Source organism: Geobacter sp., from assembly GCF_030834625.1.
Classification (GTDB): Bacteria; Desulfobacterota; Desulfuromonadia; order Geobacterales; family Geobacteraceae; genus Geobacter.
The window spans coordinates 1-18,541 of sequence record NZ_JAUQXO010000071.1 but is presented as its reverse complement, the minus strand read 5'-3'; the positions used below and the strand labels follow the sequence as shown (position 1 = coordinate 18,541).

19 protein-coding genes, 1 tRNA gene and 2 riboswitches are annotated in these 18,541 nt (G+C 60.1%); of the genes, 11 read left to right on the top strand and 9 right to left on the bottom strand.

Features of this window, described 5'->3' with window-relative positions; translation table 11 throughout:
* Positions 1-12 precede the first annotated feature (12 nt).
* Both nuoB and RCH91_RS16825 read left to right on the top strand, forming a co-directional pair.
* Positions 13-759, top strand: coding sequence for an NADH-quinone oxidoreductase subunit NuoB (nuoB, locus tag RCH91_RS16830; RefSeq protein WP_306536164.1), 747 nt, complete (start codon positions 13-15; stop codon positions 757-759).
* Between the two features lie 89 nt (positions 760-848).
* Complete coding sequence (locus RCH91_RS16825) at positions 849-2,372, top strand: mercuric reductase (protein WP_306536163.1); 1,524 nt, start codon at positions 849-851, stop codon at positions 2,370-2,372.
* 12 nt (positions 2,373-2,384) lie between these two features.
* On the opposite strand, the gene RCH91_RS16820 is transcribed toward RCH91_RS16825, so the two are convergent.
* The 6 genes from RCH91_RS16820 to RCH91_RS16795 form a co-directional block, all read right to left on the bottom strand.
* Positions 2,385-2,588: a hypothetical protein gene (locus tag RCH91_RS16820; protein WP_306536162.1), complete on the bottom strand. Its 204-nt coding sequence runs from the start codon at positions 2,586-2,588 to the stop codon at positions 2,385-2,387.
* A gap of 199 nt (positions 2,589-2,787) precedes the next feature.
* A complete protein-coding gene (locus RCH91_RS16815; protein WP_373694409.1) occupies positions 2,788-3,246 on the bottom strand; it encodes a hypothetical protein in 459 nt (152 codons plus the stop codon).
* A 248-nt stretch (positions 3,247-3,494) separates the two neighbouring features.
* Positions 3,495-4,532 carry a L,D-transpeptidase family protein gene (locus RCH91_RS16810; protein WP_373694408.1) on the bottom strand — a complete coding sequence of 346 codons (1,038 nt, stop codon included), beginning with the start codon at positions 4,530-4,532 and terminating at the stop codon, positions 3,495-3,497.
* A 166-nt stretch (positions 4,533-4,698) separates the two neighbouring features.
* Positions 4,699-5,001 carry an Lpp/OprI family alanine-zipper lipoprotein gene (locus tag RCH91_RS16805; RefSeq protein WP_306536160.1) on the bottom strand — a complete coding sequence of 101 codons (303 nt, stop codon included), beginning with the start codon at positions 4,999-5,001 and terminating at the stop codon, positions 4,699-4,701.
* Between the two features lie 98 nt (positions 5,002-5,099).
* Positions 5,100-6,422, bottom strand: a complete 1,323-nt coding sequence (locus RCH91_RS16800) for a L,D-transpeptidase family protein (RefSeq protein WP_306536158.1) — start codon at positions 6,420-6,422, stop codon at positions 5,100-5,102.
* 194 nt (positions 6,423-6,616) lie between these two features.
* Positions 6,617-6,693, bottom strand: a riboswitch (cyclic di-GMP riboswitch).
* A 129-nt stretch (positions 6,694-6,822) separates the two neighbouring features.
* Positions 6,823-6,898, bottom strand: a riboswitch (cyclic di-GMP riboswitch).
* Positions 6,899-7,256: 358 nt separating this feature from the next.
* Positions 7,257-7,345, bottom strand: a tRNA-Ser gene (locus RCH91_RS16795).
* Positions 7,346-7,510: 165 nt separating this feature from the next.
* Between RCH91_RS16795 and RCH91_RS16790 the strand changes: the two genes are divergently transcribed.
* From RCH91_RS16790 to RCH91_RS16780, 3 genes are all read left to right on the top strand, one after another.
* Entirely contained in the window at positions 7,511-8,110 is a 600-nt protein-coding gene (locus RCH91_RS16790; RefSeq protein WP_306536157.1) for a hypothetical protein, read from the top strand.
* A 75-nt stretch (positions 8,111-8,185) separates the two neighbouring features.
* Positions 8,186-8,383, top strand: a complete 198-nt coding sequence (locus RCH91_RS16785; protein ID WP_306536156.1) for a hypothetical protein — start codon at positions 8,186-8,188, stop codon at positions 8,381-8,383.
* A gap of 9 nt (positions 8,384-8,392) precedes the next feature.
* Positions 8,393-8,728 carry a PilZ domain-containing protein gene (locus tag RCH91_RS16780; protein ID WP_306536155.1) on the top strand — a complete coding sequence of 112 codons (336 nt, stop codon included), beginning with the start codon at positions 8,393-8,395 and terminating at the stop codon, positions 8,726-8,728.
* On the opposite strand, the gene RCH91_RS16775 is transcribed toward RCH91_RS16780, so the two are convergent.
* Positions 8,725-9,315, bottom strand: a complete 591-nt coding sequence (locus RCH91_RS16775) for a helix-turn-helix domain-containing protein (protein WP_306536153.1) — start codon at positions 9,313-9,315, stop codon at positions 8,725-8,727. The two genes, RCH91_RS16780 and RCH91_RS16775, sit on opposite strands and share 4 nt — an antisense overlap.
* Positions 9,316-9,492: 177 nt before the next feature.
* Between RCH91_RS16775 and RCH91_RS16770 the strand changes: the two genes are divergently transcribed.
* The 6 genes from RCH91_RS16770 to msrA all read left to right on the top strand — a co-directional run bounded on the left by RCH91_RS16770 (position 9,493) and on the right by msrA (position 14,936).
* Positions 9,493-10,911: a DegQ family serine endoprotease gene (locus RCH91_RS16770; protein WP_306536152.1), complete on the top strand. Its 1,419-nt coding sequence runs from the start codon at positions 9,493-9,495 to the stop codon at positions 10,909-10,911.
* 50 nt (positions 10,912-10,961) lie between these two features.
* On the top strand, positions 10,962-11,225 hold the full coding sequence (locus RCH91_RS16765) for a hypothetical protein (RefSeq protein ID WP_306536151.1): 264 nt from the start codon (positions 10,962-10,964) through the stop codon (positions 11,223-11,225).
* Between the two features lie 72 nt (positions 11,226-11,297).
* Positions 11,298-12,257, top strand: a complete 960-nt coding sequence (locus tag RCH91_RS16760; RefSeq protein WP_306536150.1) for an RluA family pseudouridine synthase — start codon at positions 11,298-11,300, stop codon at positions 12,255-12,257.
* 4 nt (positions 12,258-12,261) lie between these two features.
* Positions 12,262-13,062 (top strand): peptidoglycan editing factor PgeF, encoded by an 801-nt coding sequence (gene pgeF / locus RCH91_RS16755; RefSeq protein ID WP_306536149.1) that lies wholly within the window; start codon positions 12,262-12,264, stop codon positions 13,060-13,062.
* A 38-nt stretch (positions 13,063-13,100) separates the two neighbouring features.
* Positions 13,101-14,276: an aminotransferase gene (locus RCH91_RS16750; protein WP_306536148.1), complete on the top strand. Its 1,176-nt coding sequence runs from the start codon at positions 13,101-13,103 to the stop codon at positions 14,274-14,276.
* A 48-nt stretch (positions 14,277-14,324) separates the two neighbouring features.
* A complete protein-coding gene (gene msrA / locus RCH91_RS16745) occupies positions 14,325-14,936 on the top strand; it encodes a peptide-methionine (S)-S-oxide reductase MsrA (RefSeq protein ID WP_306536146.1) in 612 nt (203 codons plus the stop codon).
* Positions 14,937-14,966: 30 nt separating this feature from the next.
* Here the strand turns inward: msrA and RCH91_RS16740 are convergent, their stop codons facing one another.
* Positions 14,967-17,396: a sensor histidine kinase gene (locus RCH91_RS16740; protein ID WP_306536145.1), complete on the bottom strand. Its 2,430-nt coding sequence runs from the start codon at positions 17,394-17,396 to the stop codon at positions 14,967-14,969.
* 232 nt (positions 17,397-17,628) lie between these two features.
* Positions 17,629-18,474 carry an FAD/NAD(P)-binding protein gene (locus RCH91_RS16735; RefSeq protein ID WP_306536143.1) on the bottom strand — a complete coding sequence of 282 codons (846 nt, stop codon included), beginning with the start codon at positions 18,472-18,474 and terminating at the stop codon, positions 17,629-17,631.
* Positions 18,475-18,541 lie beyond the last annotated feature (67 nt).

The window sequence follows — 18,541 nt, the reverse complement described above, 5'->3', positions numbered from 1 at the left end:
GGATAATTCGTCATGATCCGCGCCATCATTTCCCGCATCAGACAGGGACATCGCACCATGCCCTATCCCAAAGAACCGCCGCAGATGCCGGAACGGTTCCGCGGCTATCCCTTCGTGTCGTCGCTGTCGCGGACCGCCGAACAGGGGGACGGGGCGTCCGGGTGTCCGTATGGCGCCTTTTCCACCACGGGTGGGGGGTGCCTGGACATGGGGAAATGCCTCTTCTGCGCCGAGTGCCCCGTAGGCAGGATAGAGTTTTCCACCGATCACCAACTGGCGGTCAATGAACGTGACCAGCTCCTGGTGCATCCGGGATCTGAACACCGCTTCGCCCGGCCCCTCCCCCCCGATCTGCACCGGATGTTCGGCCGCTCCCTCAAGTTCCGGGAGGTCAGTGCCGGGGGGTGCAACGCCTGCGAGGCGGACACCAACGTCCTTTCAACCATCGGGTGGGACCTGGGGCGCTTCGGTGTCCAGTTCGTCGCCTCGCCCCGCCATGCGGACGGCCTCTGGGTAACGGGTCCGGTGACCGAAAACATGGCACAGGCCCTGCTCACGACCTACGCGGCGATTCCTGCCCCCAAGATCGTCGTCGCCTCCGGTGCCTGCGCCATCAGCGGCGGGCCGTACATCGATTCGCCCCAGGTCCGCAACGGAGTGGACAGCCTCATCCCGGTCGATCTGTACATTCCCGGGTGCCCCCCCCATCCGGCGACCATTCTCGACGGGCTTCTCCGTATTCTGGACAGACTGCGGTAAGCCCCTAACCTCCCGTGCCCGAAAGGGATTGGTGCATGCAGGCCTAATAAACAAAAGGACTGGACGATAGTTCTGATGGAGTGGCAGCCATGACGCCGAAACCGGAAGTATTCCCCCCTGATCCCCATAACGAAACCCTGATCGCCAATGTGCACCCCCCCGAGTGGGTCAATCCCGAGCCGACCGGGCGCTACAACCTCGTGGTGATCGGCGCCGGCACCGCCGGGCTCGTGACCGCCGCCGGAGCCGCCGGACTGGGAGCGAAGGTGGCCCTCATCGAGCGCCACTTCATGGGGGGTGACTGCCTCAACGTTGGCTGCGTCCCTTCCAAGGGGATCATCCGGGCCTCCCGGGCGATCCACGACGCGAGGGTTGGCCGGGAATTCGGCATCGGCGGCACAGAGGGGTTGAGCATCGACTTCGGCACCGTCATGGAGCGGATGCGGCGCATCCGCGCGGGTATCAGCCACCACGACTCCGCACGGCGTTTCCGCGACGAGTTGGGGGTTGACGTTTTCATGGGCCACGGACGCTTCATCGGCTCCGACAGCGTGGAGGTGGAGGGGAAGCGGCTCACCTTCGAACGGGCAGCCATCTGCACGGGAGCCAGGGCCGCGGCGCTCCCCATCCCCGGCATGGCCGAGGCGGGATACCTGACCAACGAGACGGTCTTCTCCCTCACGGAGCTCCCTTCCCGGCTGGCGGTCATCGGTGCCGGACCCATCGGCTGCGAGCTGGCCCAGGCATTTGCGCGGCTCGGCAGCCGGGTCACACTCCTGGAGATGGCGCCGCAGATCCTCGGTCGCGAAGACCGCGATGCGGCGGAGATTCTTCACGGAATCTTCGTGCGCGAAAGGATAGACCTGCGGCTCGGCATCCGGATCAGCGGCGTCAGCCGCCGCGGCGCCCAGAAGGTGATCACGGTCGAGGAGAGGGGGGGAACAGCCGAGGTTGCCGTTGACGAAATCCTCATGGGGGTGGGGCGTGCTCCCAACCTGGAGGGCCTTGGTCTGGAGGCGGCGGGAATCGCCAGTGACCCGACGCTGGGTGTAACGGTGGACGAACGGCTCCGCACATCAAATCCCCGCGTCTACGCCGCCGGCGACATCTGTTTTCCCTACAAGTTCACCCACACCGCCGACGCCCTGGCACGGATCCTCATTGCCAATGCCCTCTTCAGGGGACGCCAGAAGACCACGGCCCTCACCATCCCGTGGTGCACGTACACCGACCCGGAGGTGGCCCATGTGGGGATGTATGAGAGGGATGCAGCAGGGAAGGGGATGGAGGTTACGACGCTGACCGTCCCCCTCGCCGACGTGGACCGGGCGCTGCTGGACGGCGAAACGGAAGGGTTCGCCCGGGTCCACCTGAAGAAGGGGACCGACCGTATCCTCGGTGCCACCATCGTGGCCCGCCATGGGGGTGAAATGATCAATGAGTTTTCGCTGGCCATAACGAACGGCCTGGGACTCTCGGCCATCGGCAGGACCATCCACCCCTATCCGACCCAGGCCGAAATAATCAAGAAGCTCGCCGACGCCCATAACCGGACCAGGCTGACACCCTTCGTGAAGCGGGTGCTCTCGGCCTGGCTCGCCTGGCACAGATAAAGCGACAGGCTCCTAGACGGCGCAGCAATACTCTTCCGGCTCGCTATCAGCCGCGGTGTTGTCGAGGCCCTTCAATTCATCGTGCATCTGCTGCAATGACACGAGGGCCGAAAGGATCAGTCCATCCGTCGGGCGGTGGGGGCAGCTCTGGAAGGCGTGCTGGAGAATCTCGATGGCGTTGTGGGCGTGGGAGTGAAGGTCGGTTACGGTGTTCATGGGCAATCTCCTTGAGTGAGTGTCTGACGCCGGCAGTGGAGACGGGATTTTCTCTCTCATGCTGTCCAGTGCACTCCGAGTATGGCCGAAGATTGTGTCAATGGGGTTTCCGGACGGCAATAACTGTGCTACAGGTGAGCCGCGCCATGCTCCTGGAGAAGCTGCGAAAAGAACCGTCCTCACTTCATGGTCCACAACCTTACTTTTTCAGTAACCGGTACGGGTCAGCCCTGGTAAGCCAAGGGCTGTCGGGGTACTCGGCAGCCAGCCGGTCATAGATACCGATCAGGTTCGCCACATCGTGGGTTTCGATGTAGCGGGAAACCCCGTCGAGATAGACCGCTTCCGGCGCCAGGCTGCCGGTCGGGTAGCCAGCCAGAATTTTTTCAAAGCACTCACACGCTGCGGGACGGTCCGGCAGATTGAACCTGGCCTTGCCGATCCCCATCAGAAGCGACGGGATCAGTTCTTCTGGGGGATAAAAGCCCAGGGTGCGGTAATGTTCAACCCCTTCGGCATCCAGAATCAGCAGGGTCGGGGTCCATTTGACCTTGTAGCGTGGTCCCAGTTCAGGGTCATTGGCCGGGATGCGAACGGGGATGAGATTGTCGTTGATAAAACGGATTACTGCAGGGTCAGGGTACGCGACCGCGTCCATGCGCTTGCAGCCGATTCAGCCAGGGTTGAAGAAATCAACGAGCGCCAGCTTGCTTTCGGCTTTGGCCCGAGCCAAACCCTCTTCGAAGGAAGTAATCCAGGTAATCTCTGCCATAACGGTTCTCCTTTCTATCGAGTTGCCTGTAGACACCCAGTATCAAAATGCGAAGCAGTCGCAGCCCTGCCCCCAGAAGTCACCGTAACGGGGGGCAGCAGCCTTGATGCCGACCAGGAGTTGGTGGGCAGCATCTATGGCCTTATCTCAACAATTGTACCATTTGGCGCTAACTTGCTAATTTCCTCTATTTCTTTGTCTGTTACGGCAATACATCCTTTCGTCCAGTTAACCTCTGTGTGAGAATCACCAACCCAAGAGAAACCATTCTTGATTCCGTGGATCATGATGTTTCCGCCAGGAGAAACACCTAGTCCTTTTGCGCGCTTTTTGTCTCTCTCGTTCGGGTAGGAAATATGAAGAGATAAGTGATAATGACTATCCTTGTTTCTTGAATCGATGAAGTAGATTCCCTCAGGGGTTTTGTTATCGCCTTGCCTTTCTTTTTGACCAATCGGGTTTCCACCCAAGGCTATCTTGTAGGTCTTAATGACTTCACCCTTTGAGATCAACATCAAGCGCCGTTCTTTTTTTTCTATCAGAATCTTATCCACCGCTCCCATCTTGATTGCAAAAGCAAAGACCTTTTGCTCGAGCGCTTCAATATTTTTCTGCAGGGTAAAAACTTCATTCTCCTTGCGTTTAACTTCTTGTTGGAGAGTCTCGATTTGTGTTTGCTGCGTGGCAATCGTCTTATCCTTGATGATGGCATTATTGATATAAAATATCATCATTTCACTGTCCTGCCTGTATCCACTCCCTGGGTAATCCTTTATAAGTTTCTGAAAACATTCCAGGGCTTTTTGATAATCTTTTTGCTCATTCTTAGGATACGCATAAATAATACCCATCTCGAATAGAACCCTGTCTGCCGTCGAGGGATATTTTTCAATAATCTGCTCGTATTTGTCCAGAGATGCCTTGTAGCTTCCCTGATTGAATAAATCATTTGCTTCTTCAAATGTTGACTTGGCCTGATAACCTCCATCAAAGTGACTGCATCCGCATAGTAGAATTGATGTTACTGTCATGCAGATACAGAAAAAGTATCGGTAATCACTTACCTTGCTTTGTATTCTAACTATATATGCCGAAGACTGTCGATATCCTTCAGACAGTACAATGTGCAAGATGTTCTGATCCCTCATCTCCTTACCCCTTGGCAGAATCATCAGGAATATCCTGCGATAAGCCTGATACCCCGGCTTAACAGGTCCAATGCTTGAATGGTCCGGGCAGACTTAAACGCTGGATAATGAAGTGGCAGGGTTTTGAGACCCTGCCACTATCATTGTCCGTAGAGTCACAGCTGAAGTTAACAGCTCCGATAAAATTGACTTACTTCAGCATCGATTTCTGGAAAGCGGCGTCAGCCCTTTTCGCCTTTTCGTCGGCGATCCGTTCTCTTTCCAATGCTGCCTTTTCAGCATTGTCTGCGCGGGTCGTGACTTCATCTGCCTTTAACTTGGCCGCATCGGCGGCAGCCTTGGCAGCTTGCGCATCCTGCAATGCCTGCTCAGCTTTCGCATCAATCAGTTTTTGCTGTGCCTGCACTTTCTCGAGTTCGCCGGATGTTGCACAACCCATCAATGTACTAACTAGAACGAGCATCATTGAGATCAGCAAATGACTTTTCTTCATCTCTTATCACCTCCTTTCCGTTCAGTTTACCTTACCTGGAAGCGGGAACGCCTGAAGTTCACAATCTACTCACCCCAACATAAGAAAAGCGGGATCGACTATCCCTCCTTGACAGGTTCAATCACTATACCGTCTATGTCCAAATCCATTTTCAAGCGTTTGGCTGCTTCTTTGGCCTCATTGATATCATTGAAAGGGCCGGCGATAACACGGTAGCTATTGCTCTTTGAAAACACCCTTGCCGGAATGTGCGGCCCCTGGTGGTTGATAACGGCGGCAATCCTCAGAGCATCAATCTCATCACGCACATCGGCAGCCAATACATACCATGCATCCAGTTTCAGTTCTGGAATTTCCGGTCTGCCATACAATGTGTCCGGGTGCTCGACTTCTATGGGTTTTTTCGCAGCGTCATTTTCACTCCCTTGACGTATCTCAAAGATGGGAACAGGAATCCCTCTGGCCTCGGTTTGAACTTCCTTGATTTTTCTCCAGTCAAGCGTCCGCGCCGCTTTCTTTTCAATGGTTCTCAATTTTTCATTTATCTTCTCAAGCTCACTAGCGCCAGAGCCTTCCTGGGGCGTATGGGCTTCCAGGTAAAGTACGCCATTCCGTTGACCAACGAGATATGGCTGGTTAACAATGGTTACCGGTGTATTAACTGGGGTGTCATTGAAGAGCATCTTCACGTTTTCCGGATAGAGTCTCATGCAGCCATTGGTTGCGTTAAGGCCAATGCTGGCCGGTTTATTCGTACCATGGATCAAATAACCCGATTTACTTAAATAGAGCGCGTATTCCCCCAAGGGGTTTTGGGGCCCCGGCGGAACTGTTGCGGGGAGAATATTCCCCTTTTTTCTATGATCATCAGAAATAGAAGCAGGCACATGCCAGGTCGGCCAGGTTGCTTTTCGCACCACACGCATTTGCCCAGTGGGCGTGGGTCGCTCTTTGGTTCCTACACCGACCGGGTAGGTCGACACCAGCAGTGACCTACCATCCTCCTTAAATTGAAAGAGCCTCATGGTGGCCAAGTTGACCACAATGCCTTTTCTCGGAGTGTCCGGCAGGATAAAACTGAGAGGCAATATGATACGCTCTCCGGCCTCGGGCACCCATACATCTACCCCTGGATTCGCGGCACTGATTGCATTGACCCCCAAACTGAAGTGTCTCGCAATATCCGGCAGCGTGTCCCCCTTTTCCAGCCTGATGGATGCCAACCGACCAATGACATCATCTCCTCTTGCAACCGAAAACTCATTCCGTTCGACCTCCCCTTCAGGATGGCTTGGAGAAAACCATGATTTCTCCTGAGCGCTTTTCATCACAGCACATCCATTGAGAGATAAAATGAACATACATAGAGACATAAGACGAAGCCAATTGGATACGATTGACAGGTTAACGATTCGGCACATGGGTTAAAAAAGCACCTTTCTCAACAATGAAAAATACAGCAGGCATCCGTTTCTCTACGTCATCGAGATAACCAACTTGCTGTTGATATGTCCACCTTCGCAATCTTTGTTGACTGGAACTTTCCCTTGAGATTGTCCCCCCGCAATTTCCGTGTCCGGAAACAAAAAAGCCGGGACCGAATATCACGTGATATTTCGGCAACCCGGCTGTCTCAGTGAGACCCTGTAGGCTTTCCGCCCCACCCTCGCGGATGGTTGAGTATTATCGTGTACCACCAACTGTTTTAATGACGTTCCCGTCAACAACGCGAACCGACATAACCTTTATAAGCGCACCATTTGCTGGTTCGACCTCCCTCTTTTGACAACAAAAAAGCCGGGACCGAATATCACGTGATATTTCGGCAACCCGGCTGTCTCAGTAAGACCCGTAGGCTTTCCGCCCCATTCTCACGAATGGTTTAGTATTATCGTCTATCGCTCAAAATTTTAATTGAGTCTACATATCTATGAGGGTTTGTCAACATTTTTTTAAGGTTCAGTTGTGCGACCGTGGCGTCCGCCAAACAGCATCAGGCACAGTTTTACTGCGCGGAGTCGCTGGTTGGAATCGATCTGCTCCGTCTCGTTTGACGGGAGCAAGCAGATGGTCTTCGATGTCTACGGCAACTGCATTGATGGGCTTGAGAAGGGTTACCGGGATGTCCTCAACAATTTCAGACCACGTCGAGGACAAAAGAAAACCCCTGCCCTCCCATCAAAACCTTCATGGTGAAAGTTTGGTGAAAGTCAGGGGTCAGCCCAGTGTAACCGGTTGATTTCACTGGGTAATTATGGCGGAGAGATAGGGATTCGAACCCTAGGTACCCGGGGGGTACACTTGATTTCGAGTCAAGCGCCTTCGACCACTCGGCCATCTCTCCTGAAGCATTAATTATGTCTGATAAAACGCGCCCAGCTGGTCTGTGGCCGGAAGAGGTTCTCTTATACCCCACTTTTCCCGAAAACTCAAGACTCCTGTGGCGCGGCTTCTTGTGTGAAAGGGACAAGGGGGGCGGGTTATGGTATCGTTGTCCGTGGGAGGATGCATGAACGAAACGACGACCCCTGTCGAACAGGAGATAGCGTGCCAGCAGGTGCTCATGGAGGATTCTTCGGTTTTCTCCGTCCAGTGGACAACGGTTTCCGAACATCTTGGGGCCGGTGTCACCCCTGATCTCCTCTTTGACCGCTACCTTGCCTACGTCAGGCGCTTTACGTTTTCCCTCATCCGTCCGCAGGTCATGGCAGACGGGGTCGAGTTCCGTCTCCTGGGCCTCCCCGTGAGCCTCATCAGCTTCACGGTACCCGTCAGGAGAAGAGAAGAGTGGGGGGCATCCCTCTCCCTGGCCATCTGCGGCGGTGTCCTGGTGCAGTCCAACCAGTGCGACCGGGGAGACCTTTCGTTTCTTGTGGAGGAGGCTGATGGGGGGGTGCGGCTTACGCTGCGCCTTGCGGATTTCTGTCCGCTGCTGCTGGGAAGCGCTTCCCCCTCGCGGGTCAGGAAGCTTCTCTATCGATTCACTCAAGCGTACATCCACAAAGTGGTGACGGTCCGGTTCCTGGCCCGGCTCTACCGGGAGCTGGCCGGTGGCGCGGCCTGCGTGAGAGTCGTCCCCGCCCGGGTTCGCTCGGGGGAAGAGATCTAGGCCCGCCCCGGTTGCAAAGCCGGGGTGCCGTGCTACGCTAGTGGAGTTACTACGAAAATCTACGGGAGGATCGACATGGAAGACAAGGATCGCGTGGGCGTCTGCCAGCGGACGGAACGGAAGGAAGAGCAGGTGAAGGTCAGAAACCTTAAGACCGGCGAGATCGGCTACACCTTTGGTTGCACCGAAGAGGGGGGGACGATCCAGGTGAAGTTGGAGAATGGACAGCTTGACAGTTGGGTGTACGCCGACTGCGAGGAGTTGCCCGAGTAGGGTGGCGACGTGGAAGAGCGCTCGTGCAGGAGAATGCCTGTTGAGGTGGGATGCTGGCTCGTGGAGATGGACGGTGCATCCTGCCTCTATACGTTCGACATATCGGAGAGCGGGGTTTCGGTTATCACCGAGGACCCTTTCCCGGTGGGACAGGTGGTGACGCTCCAGTTTTTCACCCCCCGGTCGGCCAGTGCCGTCACCCTGGAGGCCCAGGTGGTCTGGAGTCGCCTGGAGCCCGAGGGGGGGATGGGGCTCAAATTCATCAATCTCGACGGTCCGGGAAGGGAGGTGCTGCGCTCCTTCACGGAGCAGCTGAAGAAGCGGCGCGGGTTGGGTCGCCCCTAATCCTTGGTGTAGAGGACGGCCACGGCCGTCGCCTTTTGCTCCCCCACCGATACGTAGCCGTGGGGTTCGGTCGAGTCGTAGTAAATGCTGTCTCCCGGGTTGAGGCGCATGACGTCGGTGCCGTAGTGGAATTCCAGTTCCCCTTCCAGGAGATAGATGAACTCGAAGCCGTCGTGGCGGTAGAAGAAGCCGTCGTCCCAATCGGTCAGCTCGAATTCCACGAGGAATGGCTCCATGGGCTTGTGGCGGATGCCGGGGGCCAGTGACCGGTAGACGTAGCCGTGGGGGGCGTCGTTGCCGGTGCGGCGTCGGGTGGCCGCCTGCTGGGATGCCCGTGTCAACACCAGCTTCTGCTGGTCTTCCTCTTCCTCGAAAAAGTAGTGGATTCCCACCTTGAGTCCCTTGGAAATCTTGAGGAGCGTGGCAATGGGAGGGGTGACCTGGTCGTTCTCGATCTGTGACAGGAGCGGCTTGGAGAGGCCGGAAAGCTCCGAGAGCTCCTGGAGGGTGAGCCGCTGCTCCTGGCGGAGCTTGCGGATCTTCTCGCCGAGTCGCAGTTCCTTGATCTGGGATTTGATGTCTTCCACGGGCGCCTCCTCTCTTCCGCCCGTTATAGGGCAATCGAGCTGCGAGCGTCAAGAGCTTATATGGATGCCTGCCGCGGGAGGTGGCCAGTGGCCGAAAGGTCGTTGACATCCCGGGGCAATTTGGCTACTCTTTCAACGGTTTAAGGTCATCCCCCCGCTGCTGCCGAGGCATTTCCAATGCGCGTCTGTCGCCTGTTCATTGTCCTCCTTGCGTTCCTCTCCGCCGTGCCCGCCTGCACGAAGAAGGAAGAGAAGCTCTATTACGAAACGGGGCGGGCCGAGGCGCCGGTCAAAGAAGTCCCCAAGGACATGATAGCCACCCAGCAGGCCTTTGTGGAACTGGTGAAGAAGGTGACCCCCTCGGTGGTCAACATCTCCACCATCAGCAGGAAGAAGATCGAGCAGCCCTTTTTAGAATTCTCCCCCTTCTTCGACGAGTTCTTCGGAGGCGGCAAGCCCCGCTATCGGCGCGACCACAGCCTCGGGTCCGGCTTCATCATCAACAAGAGCGGCTACATCGTCACCAACGACCACGTGGTGCGGGACGCCGAGAGCATCCAGGTCAAGCTCTCCAACGAGAATGTCTATGACGGCAAAATCGTCGGCAGCGATCCCAAGACCGACATCGCCGTCATCAAGATCCAAGCCAGTGAGGAACTTCCCGTGGCGGTCCTGGCCGATTCCGACAAGCTCCAGGTGGGGCAGTGGGCCATCGCCATCGGCAATCCCTTCGGCCTCGATCGGACCGTGACCGTGGGGGTGGTTTCGGCCACCGGCCGTTCCAACATGGGAATCGAGACCTACGAGGACTTCATCCAGACCGACGCCTCCATCAACCCCGGGAACTCGGGGGGGCCGCTCCTGAACGTCCATGGCGAGGTGATCGGGATTAATACCGCCATCGTGGCCGCCGGCCAGGGGATCGGCTTCGCCATCCCCGTCAACATGGCCAAGCAGATAGTGACCCAGCTCATCACCAAGGGGAGCGTGACCCGGGGGTGGCTCGGGGTGTCGATCCAGCCGGTGACCGACGAACTGGCCCGGGAGTTCGGCCTCGCGAAGGCCCGCGGGGTGCTGGTGAGCGACGTCATGGAAGGAAGCCCCGCCGCCAAGGGGGGAATCCGGCAGGGGGATATCATCCTTGACTTCGCCGGCACCGCCATCAAGGACGCCCAGCACCTCCAGCGGGTGGTTGCCGACACCGTGCCGGGGAAAACCGTGCAGGTGACGGTGTTCCGCGGGGGGCGCGAGGTGAAGCTTTCCCTTACCTCCGCCAGCGCCGACAGTGCCGCGGCCCGGCAGGCCCGCCCCCAGGGGGAGGAGCCTGACCTCATCGGCTTGGCCGTCGCGGAGCTCCCTTCCGACCTGCTTCGCCGCGGGGCGACCGGTGTGCTGGTGGCCCAGGTGGAGGAGGGGGGGATAGCAGCCGAGGCGGGAATCCAGCGGGGCGACATCATCGTCTCGGTGAACCGCAAGGGGGTCGCGAACCCGGCCGAGTACGACCGCACCATGGCCGAGGCCGAGCGCCGGGGCACGGCGATTCTCCTGGTGCGCCGCGGCGGCGCCAGCATCTTCTTCTCCCTCCGGCTGCGGTAACGTTTCCCGTGCCGTGGATTCTGCCATTACTCTGAACGAGAGGACATTTCATGAGTCTCATCGATAATCCCGACCAGGCAAAGCGTCTCGCCCGGGCCATCATTTCGGACATTGCCATCTACAACCGCGACAAGGTGGAGCGGGGGATCAAGGAGGATTCCATCTTCGAGATTCTCGCCGAAGATATCGAGGAGGGGCGTCAGCACTTCCAGTCGCGGGTGGCTCCGGAGATCGCCTCCGGTACCATCTACGACATGGCCCTCGTGGACGTGCTGATCAAGCGGGCAGGGAAGATCGAGTCGCCCATCTGGTGATGGGGTACCCACAACGGTTTCTGCGGGCGGGGCGCGATCGACGGTCGCGCCTTCGCCGTTTTTGAGGAGTTCATGGAAGATCAGTACGAATTCATAGCCCCCGCCGAGGGGGAATCCGGCCGCCTTGACCAGTTCGTGGCCCGGTCCGTGGAGGGGATGACCCGCGCCACGGTCCAGCGCCTCATCGACGAGGGGCGGGTGACGGTGGACGGCACGGTGGAGAAGCCGTCCCTGAAACTGCGGGGAGGGGAGCGCATCGTGGTGGTCGTGCCGCCTCCTGCGCCGGCGGTCCCCGCGGCGGAGGAGATCCCCCTGGTGATCCTCCATGAGGACAGCGACCTGGTGGTGGTCAACAAGCCGGCCGGCATGGTGGTCCACCCGGGGGCCGGCACCCCCGGCGGAACCCTGGTGAACGCCCTTCTTGCCCACTGCACCGACCTCTCGGGAATCGGCGGCGAGATCCGCCCCGGCATTGTCCACCGCATCGACAAGGATACCACCGGCGTCCTGGTGGTGGCCAAGAACGACCGGTCCCACGAGGGGCTCGCCCGCCAGTTCCGGGAACACACCATCAAGCGGATCTACCTGGCCCTGGTCTTCGGCTCGCCGAAAACCGACACGGGGCGCATCGAGGGGGCCATCGGCCGCCACCCCACGGACCGCAAAAGGATGTCGGGGAAGGCCAAGCACGGCAAGCACGCCGTGACCCACTGGAAGGTCCTGGCCCGCTACCCGGGTATGACGCTCCTGCGGCTGCGGCTGGAGACGGGGCGGACCCACCAGATCCGGGTCCATCTGGCCGAGGCGGGGCATCCCCTGGTGGGGGACGAGGTCTACGGGGGCGCCGGCCGGGCCAACGACCTGCGGGACCCGGTGCTGAAGAAGCTGGTTCGCGAATTGGGGCGCCAGGCCCTCCACGCCAAGACCCTTGGCTTCATCCATCCAGCCGGCGGCACCTATGTCGAATTCGACACGGAGCTGCCCGAGGACATGACGCGGATCATTACCTATCTTGAACACCAAGGAGCATAGAACAATGGAGATGAAACGAGCCGACAAGGTTCACTATCTGGAACCGGCGCTCCTGACCGCCGCCGGGGTCTCGGCCCACGGCTTCACCACCCGCCACGAAGGGGTGTCGCGCGCCCCCTACAACTCCCTTAACCTGGGAACCGGCACCAATGACTCTCCCCACGCGGTGGAGGGGAACAGAAACCTCCTGACCCGGGCCTTCGGGGTGGAGGCGGGGCGGCTGGTGACCGTGACCCAGGTCCACGGCACCGACCTCCTGGTCATCGATTCTCCCAATCCCGATTATGGCTACTTCCAGCGGCTGGAAGCCGACGGCATCATTACCAACCAGCCGGGGGTGATGATCGGGGTCTGTGTGGCCGACTGCGTGCCGGTGCTCCTGCTGGACCCGGCGAAGGGGGTTGCGGCGGCCCTCCACGCCGGGTGGAAGGGGACCGCGGCCGGCATCTGCCGCAAGGGGGTGGATGCCTTCATCAACCTCTTCGGCTCCGAGCCCCAGGATATCCTGGCCGCCGTGGGACCCGGCATCGGACCCTGCTGCTATGAGGTGGACACACCGGTGGCCGAGGCGTTCCGGGTCGGCGGCCACGACTGGGATGCGGTCGCGACCATCAAGGATACGGCCCGGTGGCAGTTGGACCTGGTCCGGGCCAACGCCTTGCAACTGGGGACGGCCGGCATCCCCGAGCGGAACATCGAGACGGCCGGGCAGTGCGTCTCGTGCGCCCCGCAACTCTTCTTCTCATACCGTCGCGACAGCGGGGAGACGGGACGGCAGATGGGCTTCATCATGCTGAAGGGGTAGGGGCCCAGGCAGGAGAAAACTGACAGCAGGGAGGTCTGATGAAGTTCGCCATTTCCGACCAGATCCGCTCCGTTCACTTCCCACCCATCACCGAGGTGAGAGGATGGCTCGCCAGCCGGCAGCCCGACCCGACGCGCCCCCTGATCGACCTCTGCCAGGCGGTTCCCGACTACGCGCCGGCCCGGCAGCTGACTGACTACCTGGCGGCGTGCCTCGACGACCCGGCAATGGCGAAATACTCCCCCGACGAGGGGCTCCTCGAGGTACGGGAGGCGGTCTGCGGGCGCTACGGGCGGGTCTACGGCGCCGCCCCCACGCCAGAAGGGCTCTGCCTCACCATCGGCGCCAGCCAGGCCTTCTGGCTCGCCATGGTGACCCTCTGCCGGGCCGGGGACGAGGTGATCGTGCCGCTCCCCGCCTACTTCGACCACCCCATGGCCCTGGAGATGCTCGGCATCCGGCCGGTCTGGCTTCCCTTCGACACTGAGCGGGGGGGCGTCGTGGACCCGGCGGCGGTGGAGCGCCTCATCACTCCCCGGACCCGGGCGATCCTCCTGGTCACTCCCTCGAACCCCACCGGGGTCGTCACCCCCCCTGACGTGATCCACGAACTCTACTCCCTGGCCCGCCGTCGCGGCATCGCTTTGGTCCTCGACGAGACCTACGCCGACTTCATCCCCGGCGACACCCCTCCCCACGACCTCTTTGCCGACCCCCACTGGGGGGATCACTTCGTCCAGATCATGTCCTTCGGCAAGACCTACGCCCTCACCGGTTACCGGGCCGGGTGCCTCGTGGCGTCCGATGCGTTCATCCACCATGCCCTCAAGGCCCAGGACACCATGGCGGTCTGCCAGCCCCGCATCACCCAGCACGCGGTCATGTATGGCGCCCGCCATCTCGATGACTGGGTCGCCGAAAACCGCCTCATGATGGAGCGGCGCCACGACCTTTTCCGGAGTGCCTTCACCAGGCCGGGGAACCCCTTTTCACTGGCGGCCAGCGGCACCTTCTTCGCCTGGGTCCGGCACCCCTTCCCGGGGCGGACCGGCCGGGAGGTGGCCCGTCGTCTCGCCGTGGAGGCGGGGGTCATCTGCCTGCCGGGTGAGGTCTTTGGCCCGGGGCTGGAGCCCTATCTCCGCATTGCCTTCGGCAACATCCGGGAGGAGGTGATCCCCGAGGCGGTGGCCAGGTTTCGTTCGCTTACCAGGTGATTCTCGCGGGAACGGAGTTTCGCGTGATGCTCAGGAGGAGGTGTAACGATGGCATTTCTCAGATTTGTGACGCTGTGGGTTGTGCTGGTCGTGGCGTGGACTGTGCCGACTGGGGCGATGGAAAAGGGGCAGGCCGCCGGAGGGGGGCGGCTTGAGAAGGCCACTTTCGCCGGGGGGTGCTTCTGGTGCATGGAGCCCCCCTTCGATGCCCTCAATGGGGTTGTCTCCACCACGTCGGGCTATACCGGCGGACAGGTGAAAAACCCCACCTACGAACAGGTTTCTGCCGGCATTACGGGACACGCAGAATCGGTGCAGGTTCTCTTCGATCCTGCGAAGGTGAGCTACGGGAAGCTCCTTGAGGTCTTCTGGCGAAACATCGACCCCCTGGCGGTGAACCGGCAGTTTTGCGATACGGGGAGCCAGTACCGGACCGCCATCTTCTACCATAACGAGGTGCAGAAGCGGCTGGCCGAGGATGCGAAGCGGCGGTTGGAGAAGGAACGTGGGTGGCGGATTGCCACCGATATCGTTCCCGCGAAGGAGTTTTACCCCGCCGAGGAGTACCACCAGGACTACTACCGGAAGAACCCGGTCCGGTACAAGCTCTATCGCTTCAACTGCGGCCGCGACCAGCGGCTCAGGGAACTCTGGGGCTAACGGCGGCAGCCCGGCAACTGACGCACTCTTTCAAAACCCGTTGACAGGTGTCGCGGGGTTTTGGTGTAGCCAGTTGCCCGATCCCACGGTGAAAAAGAAGGTCGCACCTTGGCCGGGAGCGCTGTCGGCCCAGATCGTTCCCCCGTGGCGGGTGACGATGTTGTGGACGATGGCGAGCCCCACGCCGGTCCCCTCGAAATCCTCACTGCGGTGGAGCCGCTGGAATACGCCGAAGAGTTTGTCGGCGTAGGCCATGTCGAAGCCGACGCCGTTATCCCGCACGAAGTAGACCGTTGCCCCATCCTTTTGAAAGCTTCCCACCTCGACCAGGGCGTCTTCCCGTTTGCGGCTGTATTTGAGGGCGTTGGAGAGAAGGTTCGCAAAAACCTGCCGGATGAGGGACGGGTCGGCCTGGCAGGGGGGGAGCTCTCCGACGCTGACCTGAACCGTACGTCCTTCCCGTTCCCGCTCTAGCTCTTCCAGCACGGCGCTTACGACGTCGGCGGGATCCACGGTCTCCCTGTTCAGGGGGTGGCGGCTGAGGCGCGAGAAGGTCAGGAGATCGTCGATGAGGGCCGCCATCCGGGTGCCGTTGCTGGAGATCTGGCCCAGATACCGCTGGGCCTCGGCCGGAAGGTTCGGCCCGAAATCCTCCAGCAGGATGTGGGCATAGCCGTTTACCGCCCTCAGGGGGGCCCGCAGGTCGTGGGAAATGGAGTAGGAAAAGGATTCCATGTGGAGGAGGGCCGATTTCAGCTGTGTCGTTCGCTCGGTTACCCGCTCCTCCAGTTCCTCGTTGAGGCGGCGGATGTCTTCGGTCCGCTCTGCCACCCGCCGTTCCAGGGATTCGTTGAGGGTCTGAAGCTCGTGGACGTAGCTCTGGAGCGTGGCCGCCATCTGCCGGACGTTGCCGATGAGCCCTGCCACCTCCCGGATGCCGCTGTGGGGCCACTGGGCCTCCTGGTGCCGGATCACGTCGATGGGGAGGGTTTCGGATATCTGCTCCAGCTGGGCGATGGGGCGGGTGAAGACCGCGCTCGCCGCCTGGGCTGTAGCGATGGAAAAAAGGATCAGGGCGAGCAGAAGGGCGAATCCCCGGCTGGCATTGTTCTGGAGCCCTTCCAGAAACGGTTTCATGGGCGTCGTGATGACAATGGACCACGGCACGTCGGCATTGAGGGGGGAATCCATGCCGAAGGATGCCAGTTGCCAGCGCTGTAGGTCGCTGAAACCCCTGGAGAGGGGGATGAACTGATAGAGCCCCTCTGTCAACTGACGGCGCTCCTTCCCCTGGTTGGGGGCCACATGCTCCATCATCCTCCTGGCGGGATCGGTGCTGGCGATAACCTGCCGTTTCCGGTCCAGGAGGGTGATGTCCATGGCACGGTTCCCCGAGATGATCCGCAGCTGTTCCGCCAGGCGTGAGATCTCGACGACGCCGGTACAGTAGCCGCGGAATTTTCCGTCAATGACAATGGGGGCGAAGAGGGCAAGCCGGGGCACTTTCGATATGGTCCCGTAGTCAATGTCGGAGACCGCCGGCCGCATGGTCTCACGCACGATGCGGTGGTAGGGCATGGTGGAGTAATCCCGGCCCACATTGGAGCGTCCCTGCTCATCCACCGCCGGTACGAAGGCCACGGAGATTGCCTTGCTGTTCTGGACCGACATCTTCACAAAGTGGGGCGAGAGCAGCTTCGTCAGAGCGGCCTGTTTCTGGATGGTGGTGGCGGGGACGGTCTGGGGGTCTCCGACCAGGGATGCCAGGGTCTGGACGTCGTGGGTCTTCTCGGCGAGCCAGGTTTCGATCGTCTGACGGGTGAGGGTCGTGGTGGAGTGCAGCCGCTGATGGACCCGCTGCTCTTCCTGGGTTATGTCCCGCTGGATTTCGAGGACGACGTAGCAGACGCCGGGAATGAGAATGGCCGCCACCATGGATGTCGCGAGGACGTGGTGAAAGCGGGGGGGCTGTTCGCCGAAACGCCTGAAGGGCTGCGAGAGGTTTGCCAGTTGAAACAGCAGGGCGGCGGCCAGGGCGTTGAAGATGCCGTTGACCCCATGCTTGAGCGTCAACAGGATGGCCAGTGAAAGCTCGGTCTGGTGCAGCACATGGTAAAGCAGGAAAAAGGGCATGCCGAGGCAGAACCAGTAGAGGGTGTCGAGAAGCACGACATTGCGGGAGCGCCGCAGCATCAGCCCCACGACCAACGCCTCGCCCACCCAGACCAGCATTCCCAAAGGGTTGTGCCAGTAGATCGCGGAGTAGCCTCCCGCCAGGGCAGCGGCCAGCACGCCTGCCCTAGGCCCGTAGCGGAGCAGGGCGAGCATGACGAAGAAGGAGCCGAAGAAGATGTTGACGCCAAAGAAGAGGGTCGGGTTCAGCCAGTTGACGGCGAACCCGAGGGCACCGAGCAGCAGGGCGGCGATGGTCTTCATCTTCAATGTCGCGTGGATGTGCATTGCCGAGTGATGTCCCCTCTGACGGAACGGAATCGGCTAAAACCTGTCGGTGGATTATAAACGCGACGCCGCTGTCAGGAACATAAAAAAACTTTGTTCATTGATACAGCAAGAAATGTTCCGAATGGGGAAGAGTATTTTATTCCGGAACGGGAGGAACAGGGGTGATGTGGAGTTCAACGGGCAATGACCCGTGCCATCCTGGATAGGTAAGAGGTGGGGGCAGTGGCGATCAGAACTCCTGTGGCATGGTCTTGACCTGGGCGGCGGTAAAGACGGGGCCGTCCTTGCAGACGTAGACGTTGCCTACGTTGCAGCGGCCGCACTTGCCCAGGCCGCACTTCATCCGGTTCTCCAGAGTGGTGTAGATGGCGTCGTCACCGAAGCCGAGCCGCTCCAGCACCGGGAGGGTGAACTTGATCATGACGGGGGGGCCGCAGACAAGGGCAATGGTGTTGTCGGCCGAGGGGGCTGCCTCTTCCAGGACCGTCGGGACGAAGCCCACCTTGCCGTCCCAGGACGGGGAGTTGCCGCCGGGATCCACGGTCTTCACCAGCCGCACGTCGCCCCGCTCCTGCCACTCCTTGAGCTCCCGCTGGTAGACCAGGTCACCCTCGGTGCGGGCGCCGTAGACGATGGTGATTGCGCCGAACTTCTCCCGCCAGTCGAGGCACTGCCAGATGAGGGTCCGCAAGGGGGGGAGCGCAATCCCTCCCGCCACAAAGACGAGATTCTTGCCCAAGAACTCCTCGATGGGAAAGGAGTTGCCGTAGGGGCCCCGCACGCCGATGGCGTCGCCCACTTCGAGGCTTCTGAGCGCCTCGGTGACCCGCCCCACGGCCCGGAAGCAGCACTCGATGTACCCCGTGCGGGTGGGGGCCGAGGCGATGCAGAAGGTGGCCTCCCCGGCGCCGAAGGCCGAGTACTCGGCGAACTGCCCGGCCCGGAAGGAGAAGTTCTCGCGCACCGCCTCATCCTGGAACACGAGCCGCAAGGTGCGGATGTCGGCGGTCTCGTCGACAATCTCCGCGATGGTGGCGAGCTGGGGGAGGTAGATGTTTTTGCTGTGATCGCACATGGAGAAAACCTTTTTTAATAACACGGAGCAACTGAGCAACGGAGAAAAACAAAATCAACTTCGTATA